Annotated in this window: 30 protein-coding genes; 20 read left to right on the top strand and 10 right to left on the bottom strand. The window is 42.0% G+C overall.

The features are described from left to right. The first annotated feature begins 164 nt into the window (after positions 1-164). The 3 genes from ACRYKC_RS02195 to ACRYKC_RS02185 all read left to right on the top strand — a co-directional run bounded on the left by ACRYKC_RS02195 (position 165) and on the right by ACRYKC_RS02185 (position 3,855). Positions 165-1,334, top strand: coding sequence for a M20 metallopeptidase family protein (locus ACRYKC_RS02195; RefSeq protein WP_433805018.1), 1,170 nt, complete (start codon positions 165-167; stop codon positions 1,332-1,334). A gap of 320 nt (positions 1,335-1,654) precedes the next feature. Then, positions 1,655-3,073 carry a DUF2254 domain-containing protein gene (locus ACRYKC_RS02190; RefSeq protein WP_433805017.1) on the top strand — a complete coding sequence of 473 codons (1,419 nt, stop codon included), beginning with the start codon at positions 1,655-1,657 and terminating at the stop codon, positions 3,071-3,073. A 107-nt stretch (positions 3,074-3,180) separates the two neighbouring features. After that, on the top strand, positions 3,181-3,855 hold the full coding sequence (locus ACRYKC_RS02185; protein WP_433805124.1) for an HAD family hydrolase: 675 nt from the start codon (positions 3,181-3,183) through the stop codon (positions 3,853-3,855). A 426-nt stretch (positions 3,856-4,281) separates the two neighbouring features. On the opposite strand, the gene ACRYKC_RS02180 is transcribed toward ACRYKC_RS02185, so the two are convergent. The 4 genes from ACRYKC_RS02180 to ACRYKC_RS02165 all read right to left on the bottom strand — a co-directional run bounded on the left by ACRYKC_RS02180 (position 4,282) and on the right by ACRYKC_RS02165 (position 6,630). Further along, positions 4,282-4,728 (bottom strand): DUF6376 family protein, encoded by a 447-nt coding sequence (locus ACRYKC_RS02180; RefSeq protein ID WP_433805016.1) that lies wholly within the window; start codon positions 4,726-4,728, stop codon positions 4,282-4,284. Between the two features lie 536 nt (positions 4,729-5,264). After that, on the bottom strand, positions 5,265-5,555 hold the full coding sequence (locus ACRYKC_RS02175) for a transporter suffix domain-containing protein (RefSeq protein ID WP_433805015.1): 291 nt from the start codon (positions 5,553-5,555) through the stop codon (positions 5,265-5,267). 281 nt (positions 5,556-5,836) lie between these two features. After that, complete coding sequence (locus tag ACRYKC_RS02170) at positions 5,837-6,034, bottom strand: hypothetical protein (protein ID WP_433805014.1); 198 nt, start codon at positions 6,032-6,034, stop codon at positions 5,837-5,839. 125 nt (positions 6,035-6,159) lie between these two features. Then, a complete protein-coding gene (locus ACRYKC_RS02165; RefSeq protein WP_433805012.1) occupies positions 6,160-6,630 on the bottom strand; it encodes a nucleoside deaminase in 471 nt (156 codons plus the stop codon). 277 nt (positions 6,631-6,907) lie between these two features. Between ACRYKC_RS02165 and ACRYKC_RS02160 the strand changes: the two genes are divergently transcribed. From ACRYKC_RS02160 to ACRYKC_RS02095, 14 genes are all read left to right on the top strand, one after another. Further along, positions 6,908-7,732 carry a M55 family metallopeptidase gene (locus tag ACRYKC_RS02160; protein ID WP_433805011.1) on the top strand — a complete coding sequence of 275 codons (825 nt, stop codon included), beginning with the start codon at positions 6,908-6,910 and terminating at the stop codon, positions 7,730-7,732. 11 nt (positions 7,733-7,743) lie between these two features. Further along, positions 7,744-8,676, top strand: coding sequence for an ABC transporter permease (locus ACRYKC_RS02155; protein ID WP_433805010.1), 933 nt, complete (start codon positions 7,744-7,746; stop codon positions 8,674-8,676). 1 nt (position 8,677) lies between these two features. Then, a complete protein-coding gene (locus tag ACRYKC_RS02150) occupies positions 8,678-9,634 on the top strand; it encodes an ABC transporter permease (protein WP_433805009.1) in 957 nt (318 codons plus the stop codon). A 6-nt stretch (positions 9,635-9,640) separates the two neighbouring features. Continuing rightward, complete coding sequence (locus ACRYKC_RS02145) at positions 9,641-10,639, top strand: ABC transporter ATP-binding protein (protein WP_433805008.1); 999 nt, start codon at positions 9,641-9,643, stop codon at positions 10,637-10,639. A 15-nt stretch (positions 10,640-10,654) separates the two neighbouring features. After that, positions 10,655-12,289, top strand: coding sequence for a peptide ABC transporter substrate-binding protein (locus ACRYKC_RS02140; RefSeq protein ID WP_433805007.1), 1,635 nt, complete (start codon positions 10,655-10,657; stop codon positions 12,287-12,289). A 69-nt stretch (positions 12,290-12,358) separates the two neighbouring features. Next, entirely contained in the window at positions 12,359-13,279 is a 921-nt protein-coding gene (locus ACRYKC_RS02135; RefSeq protein ID WP_433805006.1) for a S66 peptidase family protein, read from the top strand. Positions 13,280-13,295: 16 nt separating this feature from the next. Beyond that, entirely contained in the window at positions 13,296-14,390 is a 1,095-nt protein-coding gene (locus ACRYKC_RS02130) for a mandelate racemase/muconate lactonizing enzyme family protein (protein WP_433805005.1), read from the top strand. Positions 14,391-14,408: 18 nt separating this feature from the next. Further along, a complete protein-coding gene (locus ACRYKC_RS02125) occupies positions 14,409-15,356 on the top strand; it encodes a C40 family peptidase (protein ID WP_433805003.1) in 948 nt (315 codons plus the stop codon). After that, the gene (locus tag ACRYKC_RS02120; protein WP_433805002.1) at positions 15,353-16,378 is read left to right on the top strand and encodes an ABC transporter ATP-binding protein; all 1,026 of its coding nucleotides are present in this window, start codon (positions 15,353-15,355) and stop codon (positions 16,376-16,378) included. Before ACRYKC_RS02125 ends, ACRYKC_RS02120 begins: the two co-directional genes overlap by 4 nt. A 335-nt stretch (positions 16,379-16,713) precedes the next feature. Then, positions 16,714-17,022: a hypothetical protein gene (locus ACRYKC_RS02115; protein ID WP_433805001.1), complete on the top strand. Its 309-nt coding sequence runs from the start codon at positions 16,714-16,716 to the stop codon at positions 17,020-17,022. Positions 17,023-17,129: 107 nt separating this feature from the next. After that, complete coding sequence (locus ACRYKC_RS02110) at positions 17,130-17,468, top strand: hypothetical protein (protein ID WP_433805000.1); 339 nt, start codon at positions 17,130-17,132, stop codon at positions 17,466-17,468. A gap of 25 nt (positions 17,469-17,493) precedes the next feature. Then, positions 17,494-17,991, top strand: a complete 498-nt coding sequence (locus tag ACRYKC_RS02105; protein WP_433804999.1) for a hypothetical protein — start codon at positions 17,494-17,496, stop codon at positions 17,989-17,991. Between the two features lie 35 nt (positions 17,992-18,026). Next, positions 18,027-18,395, top strand: a complete 369-nt coding sequence (locus tag ACRYKC_RS02100) for an avidin-fold protein (protein ID WP_433804997.1) — start codon at positions 18,027-18,029, stop codon at positions 18,393-18,395. 310 nt (positions 18,396-18,705) lie between these two features. Further along, positions 18,706-19,401, top strand: coding sequence for a DUF4386 domain-containing protein (locus tag ACRYKC_RS02095; protein ID WP_433804996.1), 696 nt, complete (start codon positions 18,706-18,708; stop codon positions 19,399-19,401). Positions 19,402-19,466: 65 nt separating this feature from the next. Here ACRYKC_RS02095 and ACRYKC_RS02090 read toward each other — a convergent pair whose 3' ends face one another. Together ACRYKC_RS02090 and ACRYKC_RS02085 are read right to left on the bottom strand one after the other, a co-directional pair. After that, a complete protein-coding gene (locus tag ACRYKC_RS02090) occupies positions 19,467-20,300 on the bottom strand; it encodes an esterase/lipase family protein (protein WP_433804995.1) in 834 nt (277 codons plus the stop codon). Positions 20,301-20,574: 274 nt separating this feature from the next. Continuing rightward, entirely contained in the window at positions 20,575-20,820 is a 246-nt protein-coding gene (locus ACRYKC_RS02085) for a hypothetical protein (RefSeq protein WP_433805123.1), read from the bottom strand. 249 nt (positions 20,821-21,069) lie between these two features. On the opposite strand from ACRYKC_RS02085, the gene ACRYKC_RS02080 reads away from it, so the two are divergent. After that, complete coding sequence (locus ACRYKC_RS02080) at positions 21,070-21,522, top strand: CBO0543 family protein (RefSeq protein ID WP_433804993.1); 453 nt, start codon at positions 21,070-21,072, stop codon at positions 21,520-21,522. A 218-nt stretch (positions 21,523-21,740) separates the two neighbouring features. Here the strand turns inward: ACRYKC_RS02080 and ACRYKC_RS02075 are convergent, their stop codons facing one another. From ACRYKC_RS02075 to ACRYKC_RS02060, 4 genes are all read right to left on the bottom strand, one after another. Next, entirely contained in the window at positions 21,741-22,121 is a 381-nt protein-coding gene (locus ACRYKC_RS02075) for a peroxiredoxin family protein (protein WP_433804992.1), read from the bottom strand. A 19-nt stretch (positions 22,122-22,140) separates the two neighbouring features. Continuing rightward, the gene (locus ACRYKC_RS02070) at positions 22,141-22,488 is read right to left on the bottom strand and encodes a DsrE/DsrF/DrsH-like family protein (protein ID WP_433804991.1); all 348 of its coding nucleotides are present in this window, start codon (positions 22,486-22,488) and stop codon (positions 22,141-22,143) included. A gap of 91 nt (positions 22,489-22,579) precedes the next feature. Further along, a complete protein-coding gene (locus ACRYKC_RS02065) occupies positions 22,580-22,816 on the bottom strand; it encodes a glutaredoxin family protein (protein WP_433804990.1) in 237 nt (78 codons plus the stop codon). A 593-nt stretch (positions 22,817-23,409) separates the two neighbouring features. Then, a complete protein-coding gene (locus tag ACRYKC_RS02060; protein ID WP_433804989.1) occupies positions 23,410-24,600 on the bottom strand; it encodes a S8 family peptidase in 1,191 nt (396 codons plus the stop codon). Positions 24,601-24,896: 296 nt separating this feature from the next. Between ACRYKC_RS02060 and ACRYKC_RS02055 the strand changes: the two genes are divergently transcribed. Together ACRYKC_RS02055 and ACRYKC_RS02050 are read left to right on the top strand one after the other, a co-directional pair. Further along, on the top strand, positions 24,897-25,214 hold the full coding sequence (locus ACRYKC_RS02055) for a PadR family transcriptional regulator (protein WP_433804988.1): 318 nt from the start codon (positions 24,897-24,899) through the stop codon (positions 25,212-25,214). Positions 25,215-25,232: 18 nt separating this feature from the next. Then, positions 25,233-25,571 carry a DUF1048 domain-containing protein gene (locus tag ACRYKC_RS02050; protein ID WP_433804987.1) on the top strand — a complete coding sequence of 113 codons (339 nt, stop codon included), beginning with the start codon at positions 25,233-25,235 and terminating at the stop codon, positions 25,569-25,571. Positions 25,572-25,822: the final 251 nt, after the last annotated feature.

The following is a 25,822-nucleotide window of genomic DNA, read 5'->3' as shown; positions in this document are numbered from 1 at the left end:
ATGAAAACAAGACAGTTTTGAATTATAAGGGTGCCTGGCTCCTTATAAAAGGGAAAAAAATGAAAAAAAGGAAAGGTAAGAAAAATATGAAAAATAATTGCAAGACATCGAGGAGGTGTGACACACTGTAATCTGTCACTTTTCGACATCAAGGAGTGAGTCCAATGAGTCTATTATTACAGCAAGCGAAACAACTGCAAGAACAATTGACCGAGTGGCGCCGGATGCTTCATCAAAATCCGGAGACCGGTTTTGAAGAATATGAAACTTCTAAGTTTGTTCAAAATAAATTGAAAGAGTTCGGGTATGAACCCAGGGTCATTGCCAAAACGGGAGTCGTAGCCATGGCAGAAGGAAAACAAGCGGGAGAAACAGTCGGCCTGAGGGCTGATATGGATGCTCTTCCCATTCAGGATGAAAAAGAAAGAGATTATGCATCGTCGATCGATGGAAAAGCCCATCTTTGTGGACACGATGGTCATACAACGATGCTCTTAGGAGCAGCTAAACTATTGAAAGACCACCCTCCTGAAAAGGGGAGCGTCAAACTCATTTTCCAACCTGCAGAAGAAGGGTTATTCGGAGCGCAGGCGATGATTGAAGAAGGAGTATTGGATAATCCTAAAATGAAGGCGATCGCTGGTTTGCACGTCAATCCTGATGCGGAAACAGGCTATGTCACTTGCACAGAAAAAGAAGCCTGTGCAGCCGCTGACTTTTTTGACCTTGAGATTATAGGTGCGGGCGGCCATGCTGCTCATCCGCATAAGACAGCAGATTCAATTACTGTCAGTGCCGAAGTCATAAGCTCTTTACAGCAAGTGGTCAGCCGTCAAACAGATCCGTTGGCGCCTACCGTTTTAACCATTGGCCAGATTCACGGCGGGACAGCAGATAACGCGATTGCTCCACGTGTCCGAATTGGAGGTACGGTTCGGACACTGGATCCTGATGTGAGAAATCAGATGGAGGATAAAATGGAACGGGTCATCAAAGGTGTGTGTGAGGCGTTTGGTGTGACCTATACGTTCAACTACAAATACTTTTATCCGCCATTGATCAATGATTCATCGCTGCTTCCAGGGCTTGAAAAAACAGTAGAGGAGACCCTTGGGCCAGACCGGTTCTCAATTGTAAACCCATCCATGGGAGGCGAAGACTTCTCCTTTTACGCCAATGAAATTCCAGGGATCTTCTTTCGGCTGGGAGTAAGAAACGAAGCGAAGGAAGCAGTCTATCCTCTTCACCATCCTCGCTTTGATTTGGATGAGGAGGCGCTTCCAAATGGTTCAGCGTTGCTTGCGGCATGGGCGCATCAGCAATTGAATGAGTAATTTATGAGAAAAGGAACTTCCAACCAAGGAAGTTCCTTTATTTTTTTAAATAGGGATGAAGGTTTTATGTGAACGGGAAATAACTTGGGTGACAAGTTAGAATGTTATTGGATTACTTCGGAAGGCAATCTTTGAAGCAGTGTTTTTTTATTGATGAAGTTGTATCCCTTGAATTAAGGTCTTCTAAGTGAAGGGTGCCTGGAAAATTTTCGACATTTTTCCCTGTTTTTAAGGGAAACATTAAAATATAGATTAGTTTACTTTTTTCAAGGGTAGGAAATAGAAGTATTTAAAACTCTGAAGAATAGAATGGAGATCATATGGGATTCTTTTACTATATAAAGAAATATTTTAAAATGTCGAGACGTCAGCGGAAAAGTGAATTAAAATCAACCCTTTGGTTTATGCCTTTTTGGTATATCATTGGAGCGATCAGTTTATCCGCGTTTACCTTTTATCTTGATTATGGGATTGATGTCAGCTTATATCTGCCAGCTGCGATCGGTTTCAGCGGACAGACCCTGCAGGTTCTTTTGAGTGCACTTGTTGGAGGGGTGCTGACCTTAAGTGCTTTTACAATTAACTCCCTGCTCGTAGCGTTAACAACGTTCAGTGGGCAGTTTTCTTCTAAAATGCTTGTAAACTTTGTCAGTGACCGAGCAACTCAGCACGTACTCGGTATTTTTAATGGCAGTTTTATTTATGTGCTTTTAAACTTTTTCTACGTGACACATGAAGAAGAGGAGTATATTGTTGCAACGCCGATCTTATCAATTTTGACAGCCATTACGGCTGCTGTGACCTTTATTTACTTTATCAATCATACAACCACTTGGATGCAGGTTCACAATATCAGTTTCAATATGAATGCCAAGTCAAAATCGGTGCAGGCTTCTCTGGAAAAAGAATTAAAGCCTTACCACCTTGAGAAGGAAGTAGAGAGAGAGTCTCTCCCCTCTGAATCTGATGGAAAGGTTATAAAAACCAGCCAATCTGGTTATCTTCAAGTCGCAGACTTTTCACGACTGATTAAACAGGCGAATAGGGACGACATTCTTCTGAGGTTCGATGTCAGGATTGGAGAATTTGTCGTTGAGGGAACACCGGTGCTTACTTATTGGGAATACGGACAAACCATTAATCCCGACCGTTACTTCAAGTCTATTGAGATCGGAGTCAAACAAACTGAAATTCAAGACCTAGAATATGGGCTAATTAAGCTTGCCGAAGTAGCCATTAAAGCTTTAGGTCATAATGACCCTCTTACGGTTACGAATACGATTCATCAGATTGCTGATTTGTTAAAAAGCATTGGACAGTCTACCAATTTCTCTCCTTACCTTTTCGACAAGGAAGAAGAGCTTCGCATTATCCTAAATCAAAAGAATTTCAGGTATTACCTTCATAAGGGATTTGCCTCCATTCGCGAGTATGCTAATCAGAATTCGAACGTTATGACGGAGCTTTTAACGATGATCTCCCTGCTGAGTAAGACAATGGATAAGGAAGTGCACGAAGATTTGTGGGAATTTGCCCGCCAGACCATTTTAGGATTTGATAACTATAGCCTATATGAAAATGACTGTCTGTATATTTTAGAGCAATTATCTGAGCTTTCGAAAAACACGGGTCACCAGCAGGATTACCTTTTCCTGCTTGAATATATGCTTCAGCGAGTCAGCTCAAAGAGTGCCTCACGGGTGGCCTTAGGAGATCGTGAAAATGAACAACCTCGCTAAACGCAGTTTTGAATTTTTCCAACAATAGGGGCGAATAGTTTATTTTCCGCTCCTTACATAAAGGTAGGGAAGTTATAACATTAATTGTCTATAAGGGGGGGATTAACATTATAAAAGCAGTTATTTTTGATTTGGATGGGACTTTATTGAACAGGGAGGAATCTCTAAAGATTTTTATATCCAATCAGTATGAGCGATTGAATGAGTCGCTCTATCAACTTCCGAAAGAGGAATACGTACAAAGGTTTATTGAACTAGATAATCATGGGTATGTTTGGAAGGACAAGGTGTATAAACAATTAATTAGGGAGTTTTCCATCCAGGGGATTACGTGTGAGGAATTACTAGAAGATTATTTAAATAACTTCAAAGAAAACTGTGTACCGTTTCCTAATGTTTTGGAAACGCTAGAGAGACTGAAACAAAATAACTTTCTTATTGGGATGATAACCAATGGTAAAGGGCAGTTCCAAATGGATAACATGAAGGCTTTGGAAATCGACAAATACATAGATACAATTCTTATATCAGATTGGGAAGGGGTTAAAAAGCCTGATCCAACAATTTTTAGAAGAGCATGTGAAAGGCTTAAGGTGGACCCGGAAGAATGTGTATTTATCGGAGATCATCCAAAGAACGATGTAAAAGCAGCAAAAGAAGTTGGAATGAAAGGAGTTTGGAAAAATAACCGTCAATGGGAGAAAGTAAAAGCAGATTATGTCATGGATGAATTAGATGAAATACAAACAATCATTCAACATTTAAACTCTGTTTCCTCTTGAATGATCTTGGGGTTGAGTCTTCAATATTAGAGGGCCATTGTATAAGGAAAGGGAGTTAATTACATTTTTTAAACCATAAAAAAACAGCCGCTTTAGGCTGTAAGTAAATTTATTACCCGTTCTCTTTTCTTTTGTTTTTTCGATTGACTCGATCATTCAGAATTAACAGCACTATAAATATTACAAATGCGGTAGCCATAATCTTAAAATTCCGTTCCATTATGCCATAATAGGAGACTCCATAGAACGAGAAAATGATGAGGATTCGATATATTCGGTATTTCGACATCCTATTCTCCTTATCCGCTTATTTTTATAAATACGATTTTCAAGCATTTCAAGGCTCATTCTTGTTTATTATATGTGCTTCGATTTGCATTTTTAACCTAAAAAAGGCACCCTTGTAAAAGAATGCCTTCGCTAAGCTTACTCGCCTAATTGTTTAATTTGATCAATCGTATTGGTAATCTCACTTAAGGTTTGGAATATTTCTGTGTTCTCAATGACAGATGGATCCAGTTTCCCATTTTCCATATTATTTAAATAGGTATCTATCCCTTGAAGGGCTTGCTCGTTGCGATCAACTACCTGCTGGTGCAGGTCGGCACCGACTGATGGTTCTTCCACTTCATTAAATTCTTCTATATCTTTCTTCATATCTTCCAGACGTTTTTCTAATTCTTGTGCCGCCTGCTCATCTGTCGTCGCTTGTTCAGCCAGTGAAGGAACTTCATTTACGAAGGTATTTACCTCATTCGCATAGTCTGTAGCCTTATCGGCATAATTTAAGGTGTTAGTAACCCCATCGAGGAACGAGCAACCGCTGAGCGTAACTACGACGAACATCAAAAGAACGATCGTTATTTTTTTCAATGACAATCCTCCTAGTAACTCTTATGTCACATCATTATAGCATGGACCTGTGAAAAGGTTGTGTAAGAAATGCTGGTAACAGAAGTATAGTGAACGAAATGCCCAAGCCGCTTTGCTGCCCTTAACTAGTCTCTCTCCTTCTCTTTTCTCTTGCCTTTTCGGTTTATACGATCATTCAGGATTATCAAAACTGAACAAATAACTGCTGAGGTCACCAGAATGATGAGACTTAAAGTATTCCGCTGGATTAAGCTGTAAACTAGAAGACCAGTGAACGTCAGATTAATAAGGATTTTATACACCCAGTACTTAGTCATTCCATTCTCCTTTTAGGTGTTTTAAAATTATACTCTTCTAGGGTCCCGCCGATTCCTTATAGACGATGTTCTTCCTTCATAAAATCTATAGAAGTGTTCCTTTCCCACTAAACGAGGGTTTTCATTTAAAAAAAGCATAGTCTTGTATTTAATAGATCAGCAAGATGGTTACCTCAGGATGGCTCCACTTTAATCAGGTTTTGGGATGGTAGATAGTTTCTAATCTTCTCTATCGGATCGTTTTTGGACAATTTTATTTTTCCAGCTTTTTGGATTGAATGATTTTCTGATTTTTTTTGCTGCTTCTTTTCCTACCATCAAAGCTCCAATCCAAAAGATCACCTCTCCAATAACAAGACTGCTTGTGATGCTAATCGCCTTCACTTTACTTGATAGAGGTAAAAAGGGAATGACAACAGGTGAAAGCACCCACGTGAGAATAGAAGCTATAATAAGAAAAATGCCTAAATTATAGATCCAGGGCTTTTGTAATAGTGATTTTATTTCCATAATTGCACCTCCAACTACTAACCCATACCCGTTAAATAAAATCTCATAATATAAATTGATTTTTAATCAATAATTAAGCTCCACTATTATAGGGAGCACATTTTAATCTCTTTCTTACCACAAACGATATCAGGAAAAACCTTCCACACGATCACAACGACTCATGGGGAGAGTCTTTCCCTGCATTTAAGATAGGTTTAGAAGTTTTACTGGAATAACAAAAAAGGTGTTTTAGTTTGAACGCTATTTAAGCAAAAAAAAGACAGCTGCTTAGGCTGCACTTAACTAATCTCTTTCTGATTCTCTTTTTTCTTATCTTTTCGATTGAATCGATCATTCAGGATTAACAAAACCATACATATAGCCCCTACGGCCACCAGAACGATAAAACCTAAAGTATTCCCCTGTAGTAAGCTGTAACTGGTGGCACCTAAGAACACCAAATTAATGAGGATTTTATATACCCAATACTTGGCCATTCTATTCTCCTTTTAGGAATTTTTAAAATTATACTCGTCTTTGTCCTCACCAATTCCTTTTCTTCCTGTTTTTTCAGGATGCTCCTTTTATATGTGTCAGACCAAAAGAAAAGGAACTCCCTCAATCAGGAAGTTCCCTTATTTTTTGAGCGCTCATCCCACATTTTCATTGGATTTTCCTGTCCAGCTTCTAAAGGCACCTGCTTCATTACAAAAGAACGTTCACCTTTCGTTTTTTGCAGATCATCATAAACTTCCTTTGATTTCTCTAAGCCAACCTGCGCCGCTTCTTCAACCGATGCACAGTAAAAGACATCCTGAATGCCCGCAAAGTACATGGCAGTCAGGCACATTGAGCAAGGCTCTCCACTTGCGTACATCGTATAGCCTGATAGGTCATGGGTTTGAAGCGCCTCCTGAGCACGTCGGATCGCAAGTAGCTCTGCATGTCCACTAACGTCATAGTTCAGATGCATCTCGTTCACACCTTCCGCTACAACCTCGTTATTCTTCACAAGAACTGCCCCGAAAGGCTGTCCTCCCGATCGTACATTTTCTGCAGCCAGGGCTACCGCTCGTTCCATAAATGAATTCATATGGATAGACCTCCTTTGTGATTGGATTTCCATCGTTGCTTCCAGGTTCATTGTACCCCAACCGTTTCCCTTTTATCTAACTATATTGCTAGTCTTTTCCTTCTTACCAGCCCATAGTCCCTATTTTGTAAAAACAAAAAAGCAGAAAAATAGCGAAATAACGGATGATTAACTATGACATAGGTCTTAGGTTTCTATTGCCTGAATTGGAAATCTTTGATATAGTTGTTTGAAAATTAGTAATTTTAAAATAAAACTTCAAGGGGGAAGAACGACGGTGAAACTTTATTTATCCGTCGACATGGAAGGGATCACTGGAATCCCTGATTATACGTTTGTTGATTCGTCGAAACACAATTATGAGCGTTCTCGAAGAATCATGACTGAAGAAACGAACCATGTCATACGAACGGCCTACAGTAACGAAGTAAAAGAAGTGTTAGTGAACGACAGCCATTCCAAGATGAACAATCTTTTGATCGACGAGATTCACCCCGATGCAGAGCTGATCACGGGTAGTGTGAAGCCTTACTCGATGATGCAGGGGCTCGACAGCTCATTTTCAGGAGCCATTTTCGTCGGTTATCACGCCCGCGGTGCGCAAAAGGGAGTGCTCTCACATTCCATGACCTTCGGGGTCCGCAATTTTTACATAAACGATGTGGCCGTCGGCGAACTCGGTTTCAATGCTTATGTTGCAGGCTATTACGGGGTGCCTGTTCTGATGGTCGCTGGTGATGATTGTGCAGCAAGGGAAGCAGAAGAGCTGATTCCGAATATCGTCACAGCACCAGTCAAAGAGACCATTTCAAGATCATCCGTCAAAAGTTTAACACCGAAAAAAGCTGGAGAATTGCTGCAGCAAAAAACGGAAGAAGCCTTACATAATCGCTCAAAGATTGAGCCTCTTGTTCCACCTGATCACCCAACGCTAAGAATTGAATTCATGAATTATGGACAAGCCGAATGGGCGAACTTGATGCCGGGCACGGAAATCGAGCCGAATTCAACGACCGTTACTTTCAGGGCTAAAGATATATTAGAAGCCTATCAAGCTATGCTTGTCATGACTGACCTTGCCGTAAGGACTACGTCGAGTTAGGGGGGACACGGATGGCGAAGTACATAGTGAAACGTTTCATGCTTATGATTGTCACCGTATTTATCATTGCAACACTCACGTTTTTCTTAATGAATTTAATTCCAGGCTCTCCTTTCAATGAAGAGCGGACAACCAATGAAGTTGTTCAGCAGAACCTGGAGGAACACTTTCACCTGAATGAACCGTTAGTTATTCAATATGTGCTCTATTTGAAATCGATCGTAACGCTTGATTTCGGACCGTCGATCAAACAGCCGACGGAGACGGTGAATTCCTTACTCGGAAGAGGATTTCCGATCTCGGCAGAGCTTGGAATTTGGACCGTACTGTTAGCCCTGGTTTCAGGGGTGATCTTAGGCGTTTTTGCCGCATTGAAACATAACGGGGTCATTGATTATATCGCAATGACCATTGCCGTTCTTGGAATTTCGATCCCGAACTTTGTGCTCGCAACACTCCTCATTCAAGAGCTCGCGGTCAACTGGAGCCTATTCCCTGCGGCCACATGGAGCAGTCCGATGCATATGGTCTTGCCGATTTTGGCGCTTGCCACAGGACCGATGGCGATCATCGCCCGTCTGACAAGGTCCAGCATGCTTGAGACATTGACGCAGGATTACATCAAGACCGCCCGGGCAAAGGGATTATCGCCGGTGAAAATTATTGTCAAACATGCGCTTAAAAATGCTTTGATGCCTGTAGTCACCATTCTTGGTACATTGCTTGCGGGAATTTTGACGGGAACCTTTGTTATCGAAAAGATTTTCGCGATTCCAGGCATGGGCAAATATTTCGTTGAAGGCATCAACCAGCGTGATTACCCGGTTATTATGGGGACGACCGTATTTTACAGTGCATTTCTCGTCTTCATGCTGTTCTTAGTCGATATCGCATACGGACTCCTCGACCCGAGAATCAAGTTACACAATGAAGGAGGGAAATGATGTGATTCCAGCAACAAAAGATAAACAGCCATCCAATCAGTCATCTATTCCTGATGAATGGTTTCAGCCGAAGAAAAAAGATCTCGATGAAGCTGAATCTGTCGTCCGGCCTTCTTTGTCTTACTGGGAGGACGCGTGGCGCAGGCTCCGGCAAAACGGGCTCGCCATGTCCGGTCTGGTCTTCCTTATCCTCTTAGGAATCATGGCTGTGATTGGTCCATGGATTTCACCGCACAGCGTTTCAGAACAAGTGTTATCCAATCAAAATATGCCCCCATCCGCGACGCATTGGTTCGGAACCGATGAACTCGGACGAGATGTCTTTACGAGGACGTGGTACGGGGCACGCATCTCCTTGTTCGTCGGTCTTATGGCTGCTTTAATTGACTTTTTTATCGGAGTAGCCTACGGAGGGATTGCCGGTTATAAGGGAGGACGCGTTGATAGTGTGTTAATGCGGGTGATTGAAATCCTCTACGGTCTACCATACTTACTTGTCGTGATCTTGCTGCTCGTTGTGATGGGGCCGAGCTTACTAACCATCATCATAGCTTTGACTGTGACTGGATGGGTGGGTATGGCCCGGATTGTACGCGGACAAGTGCTGCAGCTGAAACACAATGAATTCGTCATGGCCTCGCAATCGTTCGGGGCGAAAACGAAACGCATCATCCGGAAAAATTTGCTTCCAAATACAATGGGACCGATCATCGTCCAAATGACGTTGACGGTGCCGACGGCCATTTTTGCTGAAGCATTCCTGAGTTTCTTAGGCCTTGGCATTCAGTCGCCATACGCAAGCTGGGGAATGATGGCCAATGATGCGCTTGGAGTCATTTTATCCGGAGACTGGTGGCGTCTGTTCTTCCCTGCCTTCTTCATATCGGCAACAATGTTTGCCTTTAACGTGCTAGGTGACGGGTTGCAGGATGCGCTTGATCCGAGGCTTAGGAGGTAGACAACGATGGAAAAAATACTCGATATTCAAGACCTTCATGTATCGTTTACCACTTACGGCGGCGAAGTGCAGGCCGTAAGAGGAGTGAATCTAGAGCTCTACAAGGGAGAAACGCTTGCGATTGTCGGTGAATCGGGATGCGGAAAAAGTGTGACAGCCAACAGCATTATGAAGCTGATTCCATCCCCGCCCGGAAAGATTAAGCAAGGATCGATTTACTTCAAAGGACGCGATATGACAAAGCTTCCTGACAAAGAAGTACGCTCGATCCGTGGGGTGGACATCTCAATGATCTTCCAGGATCCGATGACCGCCTTGAACCCGACACTTACGGTTGGAACTCAGCTGACTGAAGGCTTGAGGCATCACCGTTCAATTTCAACAAAAGAAGCGAATAAGCTTGCGGTGGATATGCTGAACCTTGTTGGGATCCCGAATCCGGATGAGCGTTTAAAGCAGTATCCTCACCAATTCTCCGGAGGAATGCGGCAGCGGATCGTCATAGCCATGGCTCTCATATGCGAACCAGAGCTGTTGATTGCAGATGAGCCGACGACAGCTCTTGATGTGACGATTCAGGCACAGATTCTTCAGCTTTTCAAAAAAATTCAGGATCAGACAGGCGTTTCTATCATCTTGATCACCCACGACCTCGGGGTGGTGGCCAAAATTGCCGATCGAATTGCCGTTATGTATGCCGGTAAGGTAATCGAGACAGGGACGAGAAGAGAAATTTTCTATACACCTCAGCATCCTTATACGAAAGGGCTGTTGCACTCGGTGCCGCGGCTTGATCAAAAAGGCGAGAAGTTGATTCCAATTGATGGAACCCCGCCAGATTTATTTTCTCCACCTGAAGGGTGTCCGTTTACTGCGCGCTGTCCGATGGCGATGGAAGTCTGCAGCCGAGTTTATCCGTTCCAATCCGAGCTTAGCGCTACACATGAAGTAGATTGCTGGCTTCAGGATGAGCGAGCTAAAAAATATATGGTAACAACAAATTAGAGAGGAGAAAAAAGCATGAAAAAATGGCTTACGGTACTACTGGGGGTAATGCTTGTTGTTGTATTAGCGGCTTGTACGGCGACTGACAGTTCAAGCAGTGAAGGCGGTGACGATAGCAATCAGGAAAGCGGCAGTGACAGCGAAACGAAAACACTTTTGTTAAACAATGGGGAAGAGCCGACTTCCTTTGATCCGCCAAAAGGGTTTGACTCTGTTTCATGGAACGCGCTAAACAACTTGATGGAAGGTTTGACTCGTCTAGGCAAAGACCACAGCCCGCAGCCGGCTACAGCTGAGGAATGGGAAGTGTCTGAAGACGGGAAAGTGTACACATTTAAGATTCGTGAAAATGCTAAATGGTCCAACGGCGATGACGTGACCGCAGGGGACTTTGAGTTCGCCTGGAAGCGTCTATTAGATCCAGAAACGGCTTCACCAGCAGCCTTCCTTGGTTACTTCATTGAAGGCGGCGAAGCGTATAACACGGGTGAAGGATCCCGGGATGATGTTATGGTCGAGGCTGTGAATGATAAAGAGTTGAAAGTGACATTGAAAGCTCCTACCGGATACTTTTTAAATATTATCTCCAATCCAGCCTTCTTCCCGGTGAACGAGAAGGTGGCTGAAGAGAATCCAGAATGGTACGCAGAAGCAGACAGCTTTGTAGGTAACGGACCATTCACATTAGCTGAATGGAAGCATGACAACGAAATGCTGTTTAAGAAAAACGAAGAGTATTGGGACAAAGAGACTGTGAAGCTTGATGAAGTCCACTGGGCCATGGTCAATGATGTAAATACGGAATATCAAATGTATGAAAGCGGCGAGCTCGATACGTCAGGTATTCCAGCAGACCTGTCTGAGAAGCTGCTTGATAGCGACCAGGTGTCGATAACGGATCAGGCGGGTACGTACTTCTTCCGCTTTAACGTCAATGAAGAGCCATTCCAGAACACGAAAATTAGAAAAGCACTTGCGATGGCTGTGAACCAGCAGGACATCGTCGAGTACGTTACGAAAAATAAAGAAGAACCAGCTTATGGATTTGTGTCTTACGGATTTGAAGGTCCATCCGGTGATGACTTCCGTGAGCATAACGGCAAGTTGGTAGAGTTCAATGCAGAAGAAGCGAAAAAACTGCTTGAAGAAGGCATGAAAGAGGAAGGCTATGACGAGCTTCCGGAAATCACGCTTTCTTACAACACGAGTGAGTCTCACAAAGCTGTAGCGGAAACGATGCAGCAAATGTACAAAGAGAACCTTGGCATCGATATTAAGCTTGCGAATGCGGAGTGGAATGTCTTCCTGCAAAACCAAAAAGATTTGAAGCACCAGCTGTCACGTAGCTCATTCTTAGCAGACTACGCCGATCCAATCAACTTCCTGGAAAGCTTTACGACTGATTCTTCTATGAACCGTACAGGCTGGTCCAATGAAGAGTATGACAAATTGATTGAACAAGCGAAAAATGAAACGGATGAGGCCAAGCGCTGGGAGCATATGTATGAAGCAGAGAAGGTCCTTTTTGAAGACATGCCGATCTTCCCGATTCACTTCTACAACCAGGTTGTCTTAGAAAAAGATTCTGTCAAAGACATCGTCCGCCACCCAGTTGGGTACTTGGAGCTAAAGTGGGCAGACAAACAATAACCGGTGAAAAAGGGGCACTTGCACTTCGGTGCACGCGTGCCTCTTTTCATGCCATTGGAGGAACAGTAAATGATTCTACCCAAACGGTTGCAAAAGGGAGACACGGTTGGAGTAATTGCTCCAGCCAGCCCTCCTAATCTCGAAAACTTGGAAAAAGCGATTCCTTTTTTAGAAAATCTCGGACTGCAGGTGAAGGTGGGGCCGAACGTATCGAAGACGTATGGCTATTTAGCAGGGACCGATCAGGAACGCCTCGATGACCTTCATGCCATGTTCACTGATTCTGATGTGAGCGGAATCATCTGTGCCGGAGGCGGGTACGGGACGGGAAGAATCGTTTCATCAATCAATTTTGACTTGATTAAGTCGAATCCGAAAACCTTCTGGGGCTACAGCGACATTACCTATTTACATACAGCGATCCGCCAAAAGACCGGACTCGTGACGTTTCACGGCCCGATGTTAAGTTCCGATGTCGGGAAAGATTCGTTTGAAGAAAGGTCCAGAGCGATGTTCCAGCAGCTGTTTCAACCGGAAACTCTGCAGTACACGGAATCCTTTTCTCCCTTACAAACCATCTCAGACGGTGAGGCGGAAGGAGAGCTGGTCGGCGGGAATTTGTCTCTGCTTGTCAATACAATGGGTTCGCCATATGAACTGGATACGAAAGGGAAGTTACTCCTCATTGAAGATATCGGGGAAGAGCCTTATCGGGTTGATTCCTTTTTAAGTCAGTTGAAGCTGGCCGGTAAATTAAAGGAAGCGGCAGGGATCGTTGTTGGTGACTTTAGTGAAGCCGAACCGAAAAAAAGAGATCAATCGCTTACTCTTGAAGACGTGTACGACTATTATTTTTCAAGATTGAATAAACCTGTCGTATCAGGCTTTAAAATCGGCCATTGCCAGCCTCATTTTGCGGTACCGCTGGGAGCAAAAGCGACGTTATCAAGCTCAAGCAAGACATTAACGATCGAACCGGGTGTTCAGTAAGAAAGGAGGAAGGACGATGAAAATTCAGTCGATCGATACGTATCAGGTGGCCGTCCCCCTGCATACTCCGTTCAAAACGGCATTAAGAACCGTGACCGTAGCGGAGTCGATCTACGTGAAAATCAAGTGTGATAACGGCATCACTGGCTGGGGAGAAGCCCCACCAACCCACGTCATTACAGGAGAAAGTCTTGTCAGCATCAATCATACGATCAAGCACATATTCACCCCTTTACTTACCGGCGAATCACTTCTCGATCGGGAAGTGCTATTTGAAAAGCTTCACAAAAGCTGTATCGGCAATACGAGCGCAAAAGCAGCGGTTGATATGGCGATCTATGATTGTGTAGCAAAGCAGTGCCAGCTTCCTCTTTACCAGCTGCTTGGCGGGTACAACAAGGCGATGGAAACCGATTATACGGTGAGTGTGAATGAACCCGATGAAATGGCAGATGATGCAGAACGATATGTTCAAAACGGATTCAAGATCCTCAAGGTGAAGGTAGGCAAAGATACGATCGAAAAAGATATCGAGCGCATCTTAACGATCAAAAAACGTGTCGGCCATCAGGTGAAAATCAGACTCGACGCCAATCAGGGCTGGAAAGTGAAAGAAGCGATTTACGCTATCCGACGGATGGAGGACCTCAACTTACCGATCGAACTGATCGAGCAGCCCGTCAAGGCTCATGATATCGAAGGGTTAAAGCAAGTAACAGACCACACGTACACACCGATCATGGCTGATGAGAGTGTATTTTCTCCGATAGACGCACGTCGCGTGCTGGAAACGAGAAGTGCCGACTTGATCAATATCAAACTAATGAAAGCAGGCGGCATTCATCAGGCACTAAAAATTAATCATTTAGCTGAGAGCTTCGGTGTCGAGTGCATGGTCGGCAGCATGATTGAAACGAAGCTTGCGATTACCGCCGCCGCTCATTTTGCAGCAAGTCAGAAGAATATCACAAGAGTCGATTTCGATGCCCCGCTCATGCTTACAGATGACCCTGTCGATGGCGGTGTTTCCTATCAACAGGCTAAGATGGCGCTGCCTGACGAATCTGGGCTAGGCATACAAAACGTAAGCCTGGAGCAGGTGATTTCATAACCAATAAGGAGGTCAACGATGACACAAACACAAAGCACAAAAACGACGTGGGTTGTCCGGGTTCCTGTCGCCACCGTTTGGACGGCACCGGATGCCCCGCGCGATGTGGATCAACGCGGAATTTCAGATGCAGCTTCCATGACGGAGTGGCTGAACAGCTTGTCTTATGATACGAGCCTCGCTTTATGTGAGGATAACCTCGTTCAATCTCAGTTGTTATATGGAGAAGAAGTTATTGTCGATGTGTTGAAAGAAGGCTGGGCGAAGGTTGTTGTTCCGACACAAGCCTCTAAAAAAGATGATCGAGGCTACCCGGGATTTGTACCGGCAAGCCAGCTGAAGGAAATTCCAGAAAACGAATGGCAAGGAAACGGGATTGCCGTCGTACATACGAAACAAGCGGTCTTACTGAATGAGCAACGACAGCCATTAGTAGAACTGAGCTACCTTACGTCCTTACCTGCGCTTAAGGAAGAAGAAGAGTGGGTGAAGGTCCGGACGCCTGATGGGGAAGGCTATTTTGCTTTAGAGGATGTAACGTTGTATCCGTCTTGTGAAGCGGTTCCTAAAGGCAGCGGCGAAGACCTCATTCGAGCGGGAGAAATTTTTCTTGACCTTCCTTACTTCTGGGGCGGTATGAGTTCGTACGGTTACGACTGCTCCGGATTCGCTTACAACATGCACAAAGCCTGTGGCTATGAAATTCCCCGTGATGCAACGGATCAGGCCATGGCTGGAAAAGAAGTGCCGCTTGATGAGCTGAAGCCAGGAGACCTCTTGTTCTTTGCCTATGAAGAAGGAAAAGGCCGCATCCATCACGTCGGCTTTTATTATGGCGAAGGGAAGATGCTTCACTCCCCGAACACAGGAAAAGCGATCGAAATCATCGACTTGAAAGATACGGTTTATGAAAAAGAACTATGCTCAGCCAGGCGCTACTGGCAAGACACGGAGGGGTCCACATGAGCCCGCACAAAACCCTTGAAGTGAAAAACTTAAAAAAGCATTTTTCTTTAGGAAAAGGCAAGACGCTAAAAGCGGTAGACGGCGTAAGCTTTGATATTTATAAAGGGGAAACGTTCGGGCTTGTCGGCGAATCTGGCTGCGGGAAGTCGACGACCGGACGGACGATTATGAATCTGTACAATAAAACGGACGGCGAAGTGATCTACGAAGGAAAAAGCGTCCATAATCTCAGTGAAAAAGAACAATTTCTTTTAAAACGCCAGATGCAGATGATATTTCAGGATCCATATGCCTCCCTAAACCCGCGCTCGACGGTAGCTGAAATCATCTCAGAGCCAATGGAGGTTCATAACCTTTTTTCATCCAATAAGGAGCGGATGGCAAGAGTTTATGAACTGCTCGAAGAAGTCGGGTTAAACCGCGATCATGCCAACCGCTACCCGCATGAATTCAGCGGCGGTCAGCGACAGCGGATCGGGATCGCTCGTGCGCTCGCCCTTGACCCAGACATCATCATCGCAGATGAACCGATATCTGCGCTTGATGTATCTGTACAGGCGCAGGTCGTCAATCTGCTTGAACGCCTGCAGGAAGAAAAGGGGCTGACGTACTTGTTCATCGCCCATGATTTATCGATGGTGCAGCACATCTCCGATAGGATTGGTGTCATGTATCTCGGCCATATGGTAGAACTCACAAGCAGTGAGCAGCTGTATGACAAACCGCTCCATCCTTATACAAAGGCACTTTTGTCAGCGATCCCGATTCCGGACCCTGATATTGAAGATCAGCGCGAGCAAGTCATTATTGAAGGCGAGATCCCGAGCCCGATCAATCCACCGAGCGGATGTGTATTCCGAACACGCTGCCCGATGTCGATGGAAGTGTGTGCGGAAAAAGCACCGGTCTGGCAAGAAGTGGAGAAGGAACACTATGTGGCCTGTCACTTGTATAATGACGAAGTCGTTGATCCTGCGGATGCTAAGAATCAGCAGCGTAAGATGAAGGTTACGATTCAATAGTGGTGTACGTAGGAAGTTTTACTATATGGAGTGCAAAAAGCAGACATATGTCTGCTTTTTTTGTGAAGTTAGCCACGTTGATGAGTATTTTGAGATAGTCATTTTTTTAGAGAAGAGTATTTATTTTAAACTGAAAAGGACAGGATTATCGGGCGATTACGTAATAGTACAATCGTTCATTTCATATTAGTAAGTGGGTAATATCTGAAGAAAAGATACAATTGAAACTAAAGAAGTCTTAGGATCGTCCATATAGCAAGGTTGAAAGCAGGGGAAGTGACGATTGAGAAAACTCTCGTTGTGATCATTTCTATTTATGGTGTGGAGGTGATAGAGTGAAATTCATTAGAATATTGGCTGTGGTTTTCATCGGTTACTTATCTTATAAGGCATACGAAAAAGGAATGGAGTTAAAAGTGATAGGGACGAATGCTGATGGAGATGGAATAGGAATTAGTTTCTTAGGAATTCAAACAGCAGAAAGAGTTCCAGAAACTAATATCCCCCAACACGCGCTAGGATTCTTAATTTTCAGTGTGATTTTGGGAGTTTCAGGCTTGATTCTTTTCTTTCTACCATTGATCAATAAAATAGTACCATTGTCTTTTAAAAATTGGATCCGTAAGCAGTTAGAAACTGAATAATTTCCAAAAGTCAACATAACATGTTGTTTTTTTGTAGATTCCGGAATCTTATGTATCTTCAATTGGGCGATTGTCTAATAAAGGACCATTAGTAGGGGGAAGGTTATATGCCGATGGAGCAAGAGGTATATCCAATGCTAGTTTTTGTATTTTCAATTTTTATGGTGATTTCATTAATGACTGTAATTACTTTGAGGATCAGAAACAAAAGCAATAAAAGTGCTTTTAATTTATTTATAGTCCATTTTATTCTTTTTTCTTTTGCAGGAATTGCGCTTTTAAATGCAATGCGAGTTAACTCAACCACCCATCAATCAATGGCTTCTGAGGTAGCTTCAATGCGTTTGGGGTCAGCAGGGGTTCTGTGGGCTATTAGTATTATTTGTTTATTGACTGGAATGACGAAAGTTTTCTACAAAAAGATAACAGTTTTCTCATTTTTATAAAAAGGTGAGCATTATGAAGTGTAACATGTTACTATTAGTCAATTTCAGAGCCATTGAGGAGGGAATAAATATTAAAACAGTTAAGTATTTATCTATCATTTTATTGTCTTTAACCATAGTAACAGGTTGCATGAAAGATAGTGTTGATGAAGAGCCACCAGATTTAACAGTTAATATTGAGCAAAAGGATTTTCCAGCTGTAAAAGGAACATATACATGGGAAACAAAAGGATTATTTTCAAATGAGGCTGTGATTGCTGATGCTGCTGCTCCTTATCAGATAGCTGAGGATATGAATATCGAAACTGTAAAACCTGGTGGAAATGCCACTTTAAATTTTTCCGATGACTCAAACCCTAAAATAAACACTTACACTTGGAAAGATCAAAGGCGAAGTAAAGAATTGGAAGTAAACCATAATAAAATATCCCTCCCTTCTAAGAGAGGGAAATATGTTGTAGAGGTAATGGCCCATTGGTCAAACGGGGAAAGTTCTTACACATTCTTAGTAGAGGTTAAATAGATTGTGTTATTTTTTAAAATTAAGTGATAATATTTTTGCTTACAAGTTCAAGGAGGGATATAAAAAAGATTAATTATAATAATCGCCATTTTGTTTCAGTAGAGAATACGGAGAGTGGTGAAGTATCTTCCAAAACATATTTTAACTATTATCAAGAAGGAAATATCCTTTATGCTGATTATTCTGGGGGAGAGATAGTCAAAGGGAAGTTAGTAGGGATCGTATATACGGATGAAACTTTAGAATTCCGATATAATCATGTGAACACGGCAAACGAAATCAGAGGAGGGAAATGCAAATCTGTTCCCCATATAATCTCTGAGGGGAAAATTGAACTACATGAAGAGTGGCAATGGCTTGATAAAAATCAAACCAGAGGAAAATCCATAATTAGGGAAGTTTAAAAAAGGTTATTACATCAAATGAGTTCAATTAAATCATCTCCATTTCAAATCTTCAACAATCGGAGGCGAATCTCGAACAAAGAGATCGCCTCCTCATAGACATTTAGGTAAGATTTTTGGAATAAAATAGAAAAATGATCTATCAAAAGTGGGGGGGTTGTAAGAGGTCATTTAATAATGGTAAGCGAATATATAGGTTATGATAGCAACTTTATCTTAGCGGCTATCAAGTGATTTTTTATATTCATACGGCTAAACGAGCATACGTAAAATTTTATAACCACATAGAAAAGTAAAGGAGCACAAAAAGGTGAAATCTTACAGACTGACAGCAGTGATTGTAGGTATCCTCTATATCATTGGAACTGTTTCGGGAATTTTTAGCCTCATTGTTACCAGAAATCTACTTGTTGGAGGGGATTTTCTAACCAAAATTGCTGGTAATCCTTCTCAAATTAACCTTGGTGCATTTTTAGTGCTCTTGATGGGACTTTCGTTAACGGCTATGCCTGTTTTTCTTTACCCGCTCTTCAAAAAGAAAAATGAAACTCTCGCATTAGGGATGGTTATTTTCCGTGGAGCACTAGAGGGAAGCACATATATCTTGATGGCAGTTAGTTGGCTATTGTTAGGCGTGTACAGCCAAGAGTTCATAACCGTTGAGGCGGAGGGAGCATCTTTACGGGCTGTTGGCAATGTTTTGCTTCAGGCAAGAGACATAATAAGTCCCATTTTAACTATTGTTTTTATCATCGGAGCCATATTGTTATACGTCCTCTTCTATCTCACCAAACTTATCCCTCGTTGGTTGTCTCTCTGGGGTCTGATCGGAGCAGTTATCTACGTGTCTGTCGACTTATTAAAGTTATTTGGACTGGATACGAACTTAAATACGTTATATTTGCCACTGGCGATACAGGAGATGGTAATGGCCTTCTGGCTAATCATTAAGGGATTCGAGCAGAAGGCCTTAGATGAACTCCTGACTGATAAGCACAGCGTTTAATTGTATGACAACTTTTTGGTTAACGTGAAATAAGGTTTTTAACTAAAGGGAGTTACTTTCCTTCACTAGTGCATCATTAACGCTCGTTCAGCATCTGCCGGACCATCATAAGTAAGAGCATCGAAAACAAAAGCAAAGGAAAATGGATCATATACGATTCCCTGATGACCAATTAGGTTCAGTGGATAGTAATCTTGTATTGTAATGTTCGATACTTGTTTCTTCGGTCCTTCAAGGAAAGCGGAGGTATAGGGGACGACCACTTGATCAGTTTCTGTAGTTAAAACTGTATAAGAGACGCTTCCTTGGGTCTCTTCTCCACTGTTTAGGTTTTCAAGGAATTCCGATCCTGTTAGTTGTTGTTGGCAGGCTATACAAGAAGTGAGGTCAGCCAGATCTGTGGTTAGTCTTTCGAAATTAAACAATCCATTTGTTCCATGATTAGAAGGCACAAAAGCAATTAAGTTGTCTACATATTTGTCCCCACCTAAAAATTTAAGGTAGTATCTTGGCATCATTCCGCCCTGGCTATGCCCAATAATATCTACTTGATCTGCACCGGTGAGTTGAAGAACGTTTTCAACAAAACTTTTCAATTCTTGAGCGGATTCTTCAATAGGACCTGTAGAAGCCCCGGCGTGAGTAAGTCCGTAATTTAATGCATAGACACAGTAGCCTTTACTTGCAAGTGCTGGGGAAAGCTCCAACCAATTTTGGGCACTGCGTTCAAATGTACCGGGAACAAGAATGACGGGGTTTGGTTTATCGGCAGTAGGCTCACAACTCGAATCATTAGCTCCAGGTGGCGGTGTGCCTTGCTCTAGTAAAAAATCTTCATCACTTTCAGCGCTGGATAGATTCGGTACGATGAAAAAGAAAACGATGAACAAACTAAACATGGAAAAGGAATGCTTTTTCAAATGTACGCTCCTCTCAATAATAGGATTGGTAGTTTAGGAGAGTATGTAAAGAATCCACCAAAATAATTCTGGTTCTGCAGGATAGTTTTTGAGTGAACGCTCTAAATCTCTGCACTAAGTTTTACCTTTATTTTTCCATTATAATAGCGCTTACATTATTGTCAAATTAACCTTTTTCTTATTTTGGGGTGAAAGATAAAACAAATACGTAAGATAGACGGCGAGTGAAAGTTTGGAATGATCCTGATCAACTTTACCAGGGGAGGCACGCCCATCCAATGTTACTGGTAAATAGGCACGCGCAGCTAAATAAATAAAGAGCCACCCTTAAGATGCAGGGTGGCCTTCGCAATAAACTATAGACTAAGCTAAAAGGTATCTCTCTTTTACTTAGTTTGACGTACAAGAGCTCGTCTAAAGATTGCGAAATAGTAATTAAATGGGGGTTTTGAGGGTTCTCCAGATACATCCGATGTAGTTTTTCTGTAAGACCCTCAATTTTTCCTTCTAAATCCGTAAAACAAATATCAACACCCTCAATGGTAAAATTCTTACGCTTTCGAAGGGGGATAAAGCGAATTAAGGTAGCTAGTATAGGTTTTCATGAAAAATTTAATATATACCGCGCAGATTACTAATAGGGGTACTAAAAACATAAGGACTCGTATGTAATCGAGATATAGCTTTTTTAATAACACCTTCTATTTAGGGAACTCTAAGCAATAATAATTAAAAGGAGTTCTCATAGATGTGGATCAATGTATTGTGCGGTTTACTTATTCCCACGGTAATAATAGGATACTTATTCAAAAAAAAACCGCCATTAATAACATTATTGTACCCAATAGGGGTAGCCACTGGATTTGTGGGCAGTGATTGGGGGTTTGGATTTTTTTGGGCTGTTTCTCCGGTTTTTGATCATAACCCTTCCTTGTCAGCGTTTCCATACAAAATCGGTTACTTCCCCTTGTTAGCCTGTTTATTTGGTTACATAAAAGTTAAGGAAATAGTCAAAATTCCTCTGCTTATTTTTTTATTCACAATTATCACTACCTTGCTAGAACTTTTAGCTGTTTGGTCAGGTAAAATTCTTTATTCTAATGGTTGGAACATTTTCTGGACATTTGTCATCTATTTAGTCGGGTTTATAGGGGTTTCTTTCTATATCAAGGTACTGAAGAAGTATAAAATTTTAAGGTAGAGATCTATTTGCCGTTTCACCTCTTAAGCATATAATACAAGCTAATACAGAGTTAATACTCATTAATGCCAGGTGTCTAGAAAACACGCCTTCAATAAGAGGAATCGGCAGAAATTATATGCGATGAATGAATATGTCTAAGAAAAGAAAAAGTAAGATACATTAACAAAAGCTCTCAAAGGATAGATGAGAGCTTTTTAAAACGTGCACCTATTAATTCAAAAATGGAGAAAAAGATCTGCAGAAGCAGCCTCATTTAAGACCCATTTGATAGGAACTTGTTCTGTGGGATAAATGAAATCTGCATCATTATCCATATCCAAATCAACGACATATAGTTTAACGCCAGTTTCAACGGCAATCTCCAGCAGTTCGTGTATGGATGCTGCATTAAACCCTTTTAATGCCTTCGGTAAATACTCCATGCCATCAGAGGGGACAGGAGTATAATTCTTTTTAAGAATATTTACGCCTTTACGAGAAAAAGCCAAGATGACTTCTGCTTCAGAAGAGGCAGCTCCTGTGGCAACATTTAATGGTGGATAAGCGGATTCTAGTTCATCATGTAGAGCCAAAACAACGACTTTTTTCGATCCCATACATGGTCCCTCCCTAATTTTAATAGCTTAAAACATCATCAGCCTGATATGCGGTTTCCAAGAAGGTTGCGACCCCGGCGATTTCCACTCCATCGACCAGTACTAAGCCATCGGCAATCAATACATTCATCTGACAACCATACAGCTTGACACCCGAATCCAATGCTGTTTTTAAGAGGAATTCGAGATCAGTACCATGTGTTCGATTTAGTTGGTTTAGATAACGTTGATCCAGAGCACGCGCGCCATCAAGATCGAAAAATATTTTCACTTCGTTTTTATCCTTTGCTTTTTCTAATGCTTCCTTGAGTACATAGGGAACGTTTGAGCTTAATGACACAAAATATACGACTTTTTTGGTTGTCACGTTTAACCCTTCTTTCACGTCCAATGAAATATCATGATGTGTGTTAGGCTGCTTAATTGTTTGTATGATTCAAATTGTAGTTTAGGGATTCTTATCTTCTTTCGATTGCTGTCATAATACTATTTGGATCAAAACCGATGATCCATTGTCCACCTACTTCGGTCTGTGGCACTCCAAACTGTCCAGTCTTTTGTACAAGCTGGTTCATAATATCGGGGTTACTCTCTACGTTTACCTCTTTAAAAGGGATGTCTTGATCTGTTAAGAAGTTTTTCACCATCACACAATAGGGGCACTGTGTAGTCGTATATACAGTAATGCTTTTCATATTTAGACCTCCCAACTCAATTTAATACCCTATAAGGTATATAGTTGTACCTTTATAATATACATGCGGGGGTATATTGTCAATTTGAAGGGTTGTTTAAAAAAGTTATTCAGAAGCGTTGCATGCGTACTGTATGGTTGTGGAAGGTTATAAATTCCACCAAAAGAAAATAGCAACCTTTTTTCAAGTTACTCGTATATACTATAAAACTAAATCCTGAATGGAGGACTTAATAATGAATTTTATAAGTTGGTTTGATTGGATAACTCCAACAAATCCATTTGCTTCATTATTTTTTGGTATGATTTTTACTATCATTCTAGGTATTACTGTATGGGTTGAGACAAGGAATGTTAAGACGGTTCTGATTACGACTATAACTGGAATAATTATTACGGGTATAGGAGTGTCACTTTTAAGCGTAATAGGTTACTATTCTTAATTGCTAAAGTTCCGGCGCACCATAAGGATATATTTATTTTAGAGAATGCAGAAAAAAATATTAATGATATTAGTTACCTTTAGACGATAAATACGAAAAGCCTCAGAGGGTAACTCCTCAGAGGCTTTTCGCTTCACTTCCTTTAAAAAAATTAGTAGTTTACTGCATCATAGGAATTGATCAAGCCGTGCTCAAAGTATGTGCCTGTTCCATTAATAGGATCGGCAGTTTGCTCGATAGCTGCACGGATCTGACTGTTTGTGCGTCCCTGTGAGGCAAGCAAACCAGCTAGTCCCGCTACATGAGGAGAAGCCATTGACGTGCCAGAGTAGCTGTCATATTTTCCTCGCAATACCGTAGAGACAATATCTACTCCAGGAGCCGTGACGTCTACCCAAGAACCATAGTTAGAGAAGTAGGCGACATCATTAATAGAATCAACTGCACCTACGGCAATTACATTTTCGTAAGAAGCTGGCTCAAAGGTCGTTGAAACGCCGTCGTTTCCAGCGGCAGCTACAACAACAGAACCGCTATTCCAAGCATAATTGACCGCGTCCTCTAGCGTTTGGGAATCGCAGTTACAACCAAGAGACATATTGATGACCTCGGCGCCTGCATCAGCTGAATAACGAATGGCATCTGCTATGTCATTAAGCGATCCACTACCATTGGCTCCTAAGGCCCTGACTGCTAGAATTTTAGTTTCCGGAGCCATACCCGCTACACCTGTAGCGTTATTGGTTTCAGCAGCAGCAGTTCCAGCTACGTGGGTCCCATGACCATTCAAGTCTTTAGGGTCGTTATCGTTTTGTGCGAAATCATAACCGAGGATCGTCTTATCAATCAAATCAGGATGGTCATAGTAGACTCCTGAATCGATGACTGCAATTTCTTGACTACTGTCCCCCTGGGTAACATCCCAAGCGGCAGGTGTATGTGTATTTTGAGGTCCGTATTGATCACTGTATAACGGATCATTTGGAGTGAACGTAGCGTTAAATATGTAATTAGGCTCTGCATATTCAACATTAGGGTTATTACTTAATGCTTTTACAACAGCATCTATATTTCCTACTTCAAGTACTTTAAGTTGGGTGTTGACAACTTTGCTATGGTCATCAACAACTTTGGCACCTAAATGACTTAACTCTTTCCCAGACAAAGATTTTCCTGGTTTCATAGTGACGACAACTTCACCTTTTTGAAAGTTTCCAACTTCTTTTGAGGTATCGACCTCTTTATTAGCATCGATTTGAGGAGAGGCAAACGCTTGTCCATTAGACGGCAAAATGGCTAAACAAACAGCAAGAGACAATGTTGCAAGACTTTTTAACTTCAAATCTATTCCTCCTTAATGGTTATACTCTAATTATTCTGAAAATACAGTCAAATCACCTTCTAAATGGAAGTTGGGAAAGTTACTCCTAAAAAAGCTATCTAAGCAGCCTGTTTGATGGATGACTTTCCCAATTTTCAGAAATTTAAGTGAAGTAAGGTTTAAGCAATAGGTCAGGCCACGAAAAGTTTTATCGTTGACAACTCACACTAATATGTAATACTATATACTAGTAATAAGTAATACAAAATACCAGTAATACAGAGTACTAAAACGTCAAAATGCAATTGGAGGTAAAAATGAGTAATTTCAGAGAAATGATGAAAGGGGTGCTTGAAGGTTGTGTGCTTGAGATCATCAGTCGCGGCGAAACTTACGGCTATGAAATCACCCAACAGCTACGAGAACTTGGCTTCACTGATGTGGTTGAAGGCACCGTTTATACAATTACCATGCGGCTTGAGAAAAACAATTTGGTGGATATTGAGAAAAAGCCATCCACGATGGGACCGCCGAGAAAATTTTACTCACTCAACGCAGATGGTGAGGAGCATCTTAAAATCTTTTGGGAAAAATGGGAATTCGTTTCAAGTACAATTAACGAATTAAAAAACTAAATACAAAGGAGAAGGACTATGAATATTTTTGAAAAAATTATCGGAAGTCTGGATGATAAGCGGGAATGGAGAGCGATGGAAGCTCGTGCGAAGGCACTTCCAACTGAATACCATAACGCTTACAAAGCGATCCAAAAGTATATGTGGACTACGGGTGGTCCTTCTGACTGGAAATCTACCAGCCGTATCTTTAACGGCATTCTCGACCTATTTGAGCAAGGGGCAGCAGAAGGTAAGAAAGTTACTGACCTCACGGGTGAGGATGTGGCCACTTTCTGCGACGATCTATTGCAGGACGAGAAAACATGGAAAGATAAGTATCGCACGAAGTTGAACGATACGATTAGTCGTGGCTAACGACGAAACTGCGGGGAAAAATTAAATAGTAAACACTGACTGAATAGCTGGTAATGATGGGAATAGCAATCTTCACTATTCAGTTTTTATTTAATCTGGTAATAAGTTATACAGAATATCAGTATTACTGAATAGTGAGGGATAGCCATCTGGCTCTTCAAGGCACTTGAATGGTAATTATTCCGGTTGGTTGTTCACTCGCTTAACAATCAAATCCCCCTGATGTTCAGATCTTGCAAACGAACTTGTTG

The organism is Halobacillus sp. A1-3 (assembly GCF_050971765.1).
Lineage (GTDB): Bacteria > Bacillota > Bacilli > Bacillales > Halobacillaceae > Halobacillus > Halobacillus mangrovi_B.
Note: the sequence above shows the minus strand (reverse complement) of the source record. Positions and strands in the feature narration are given on the sequence as shown.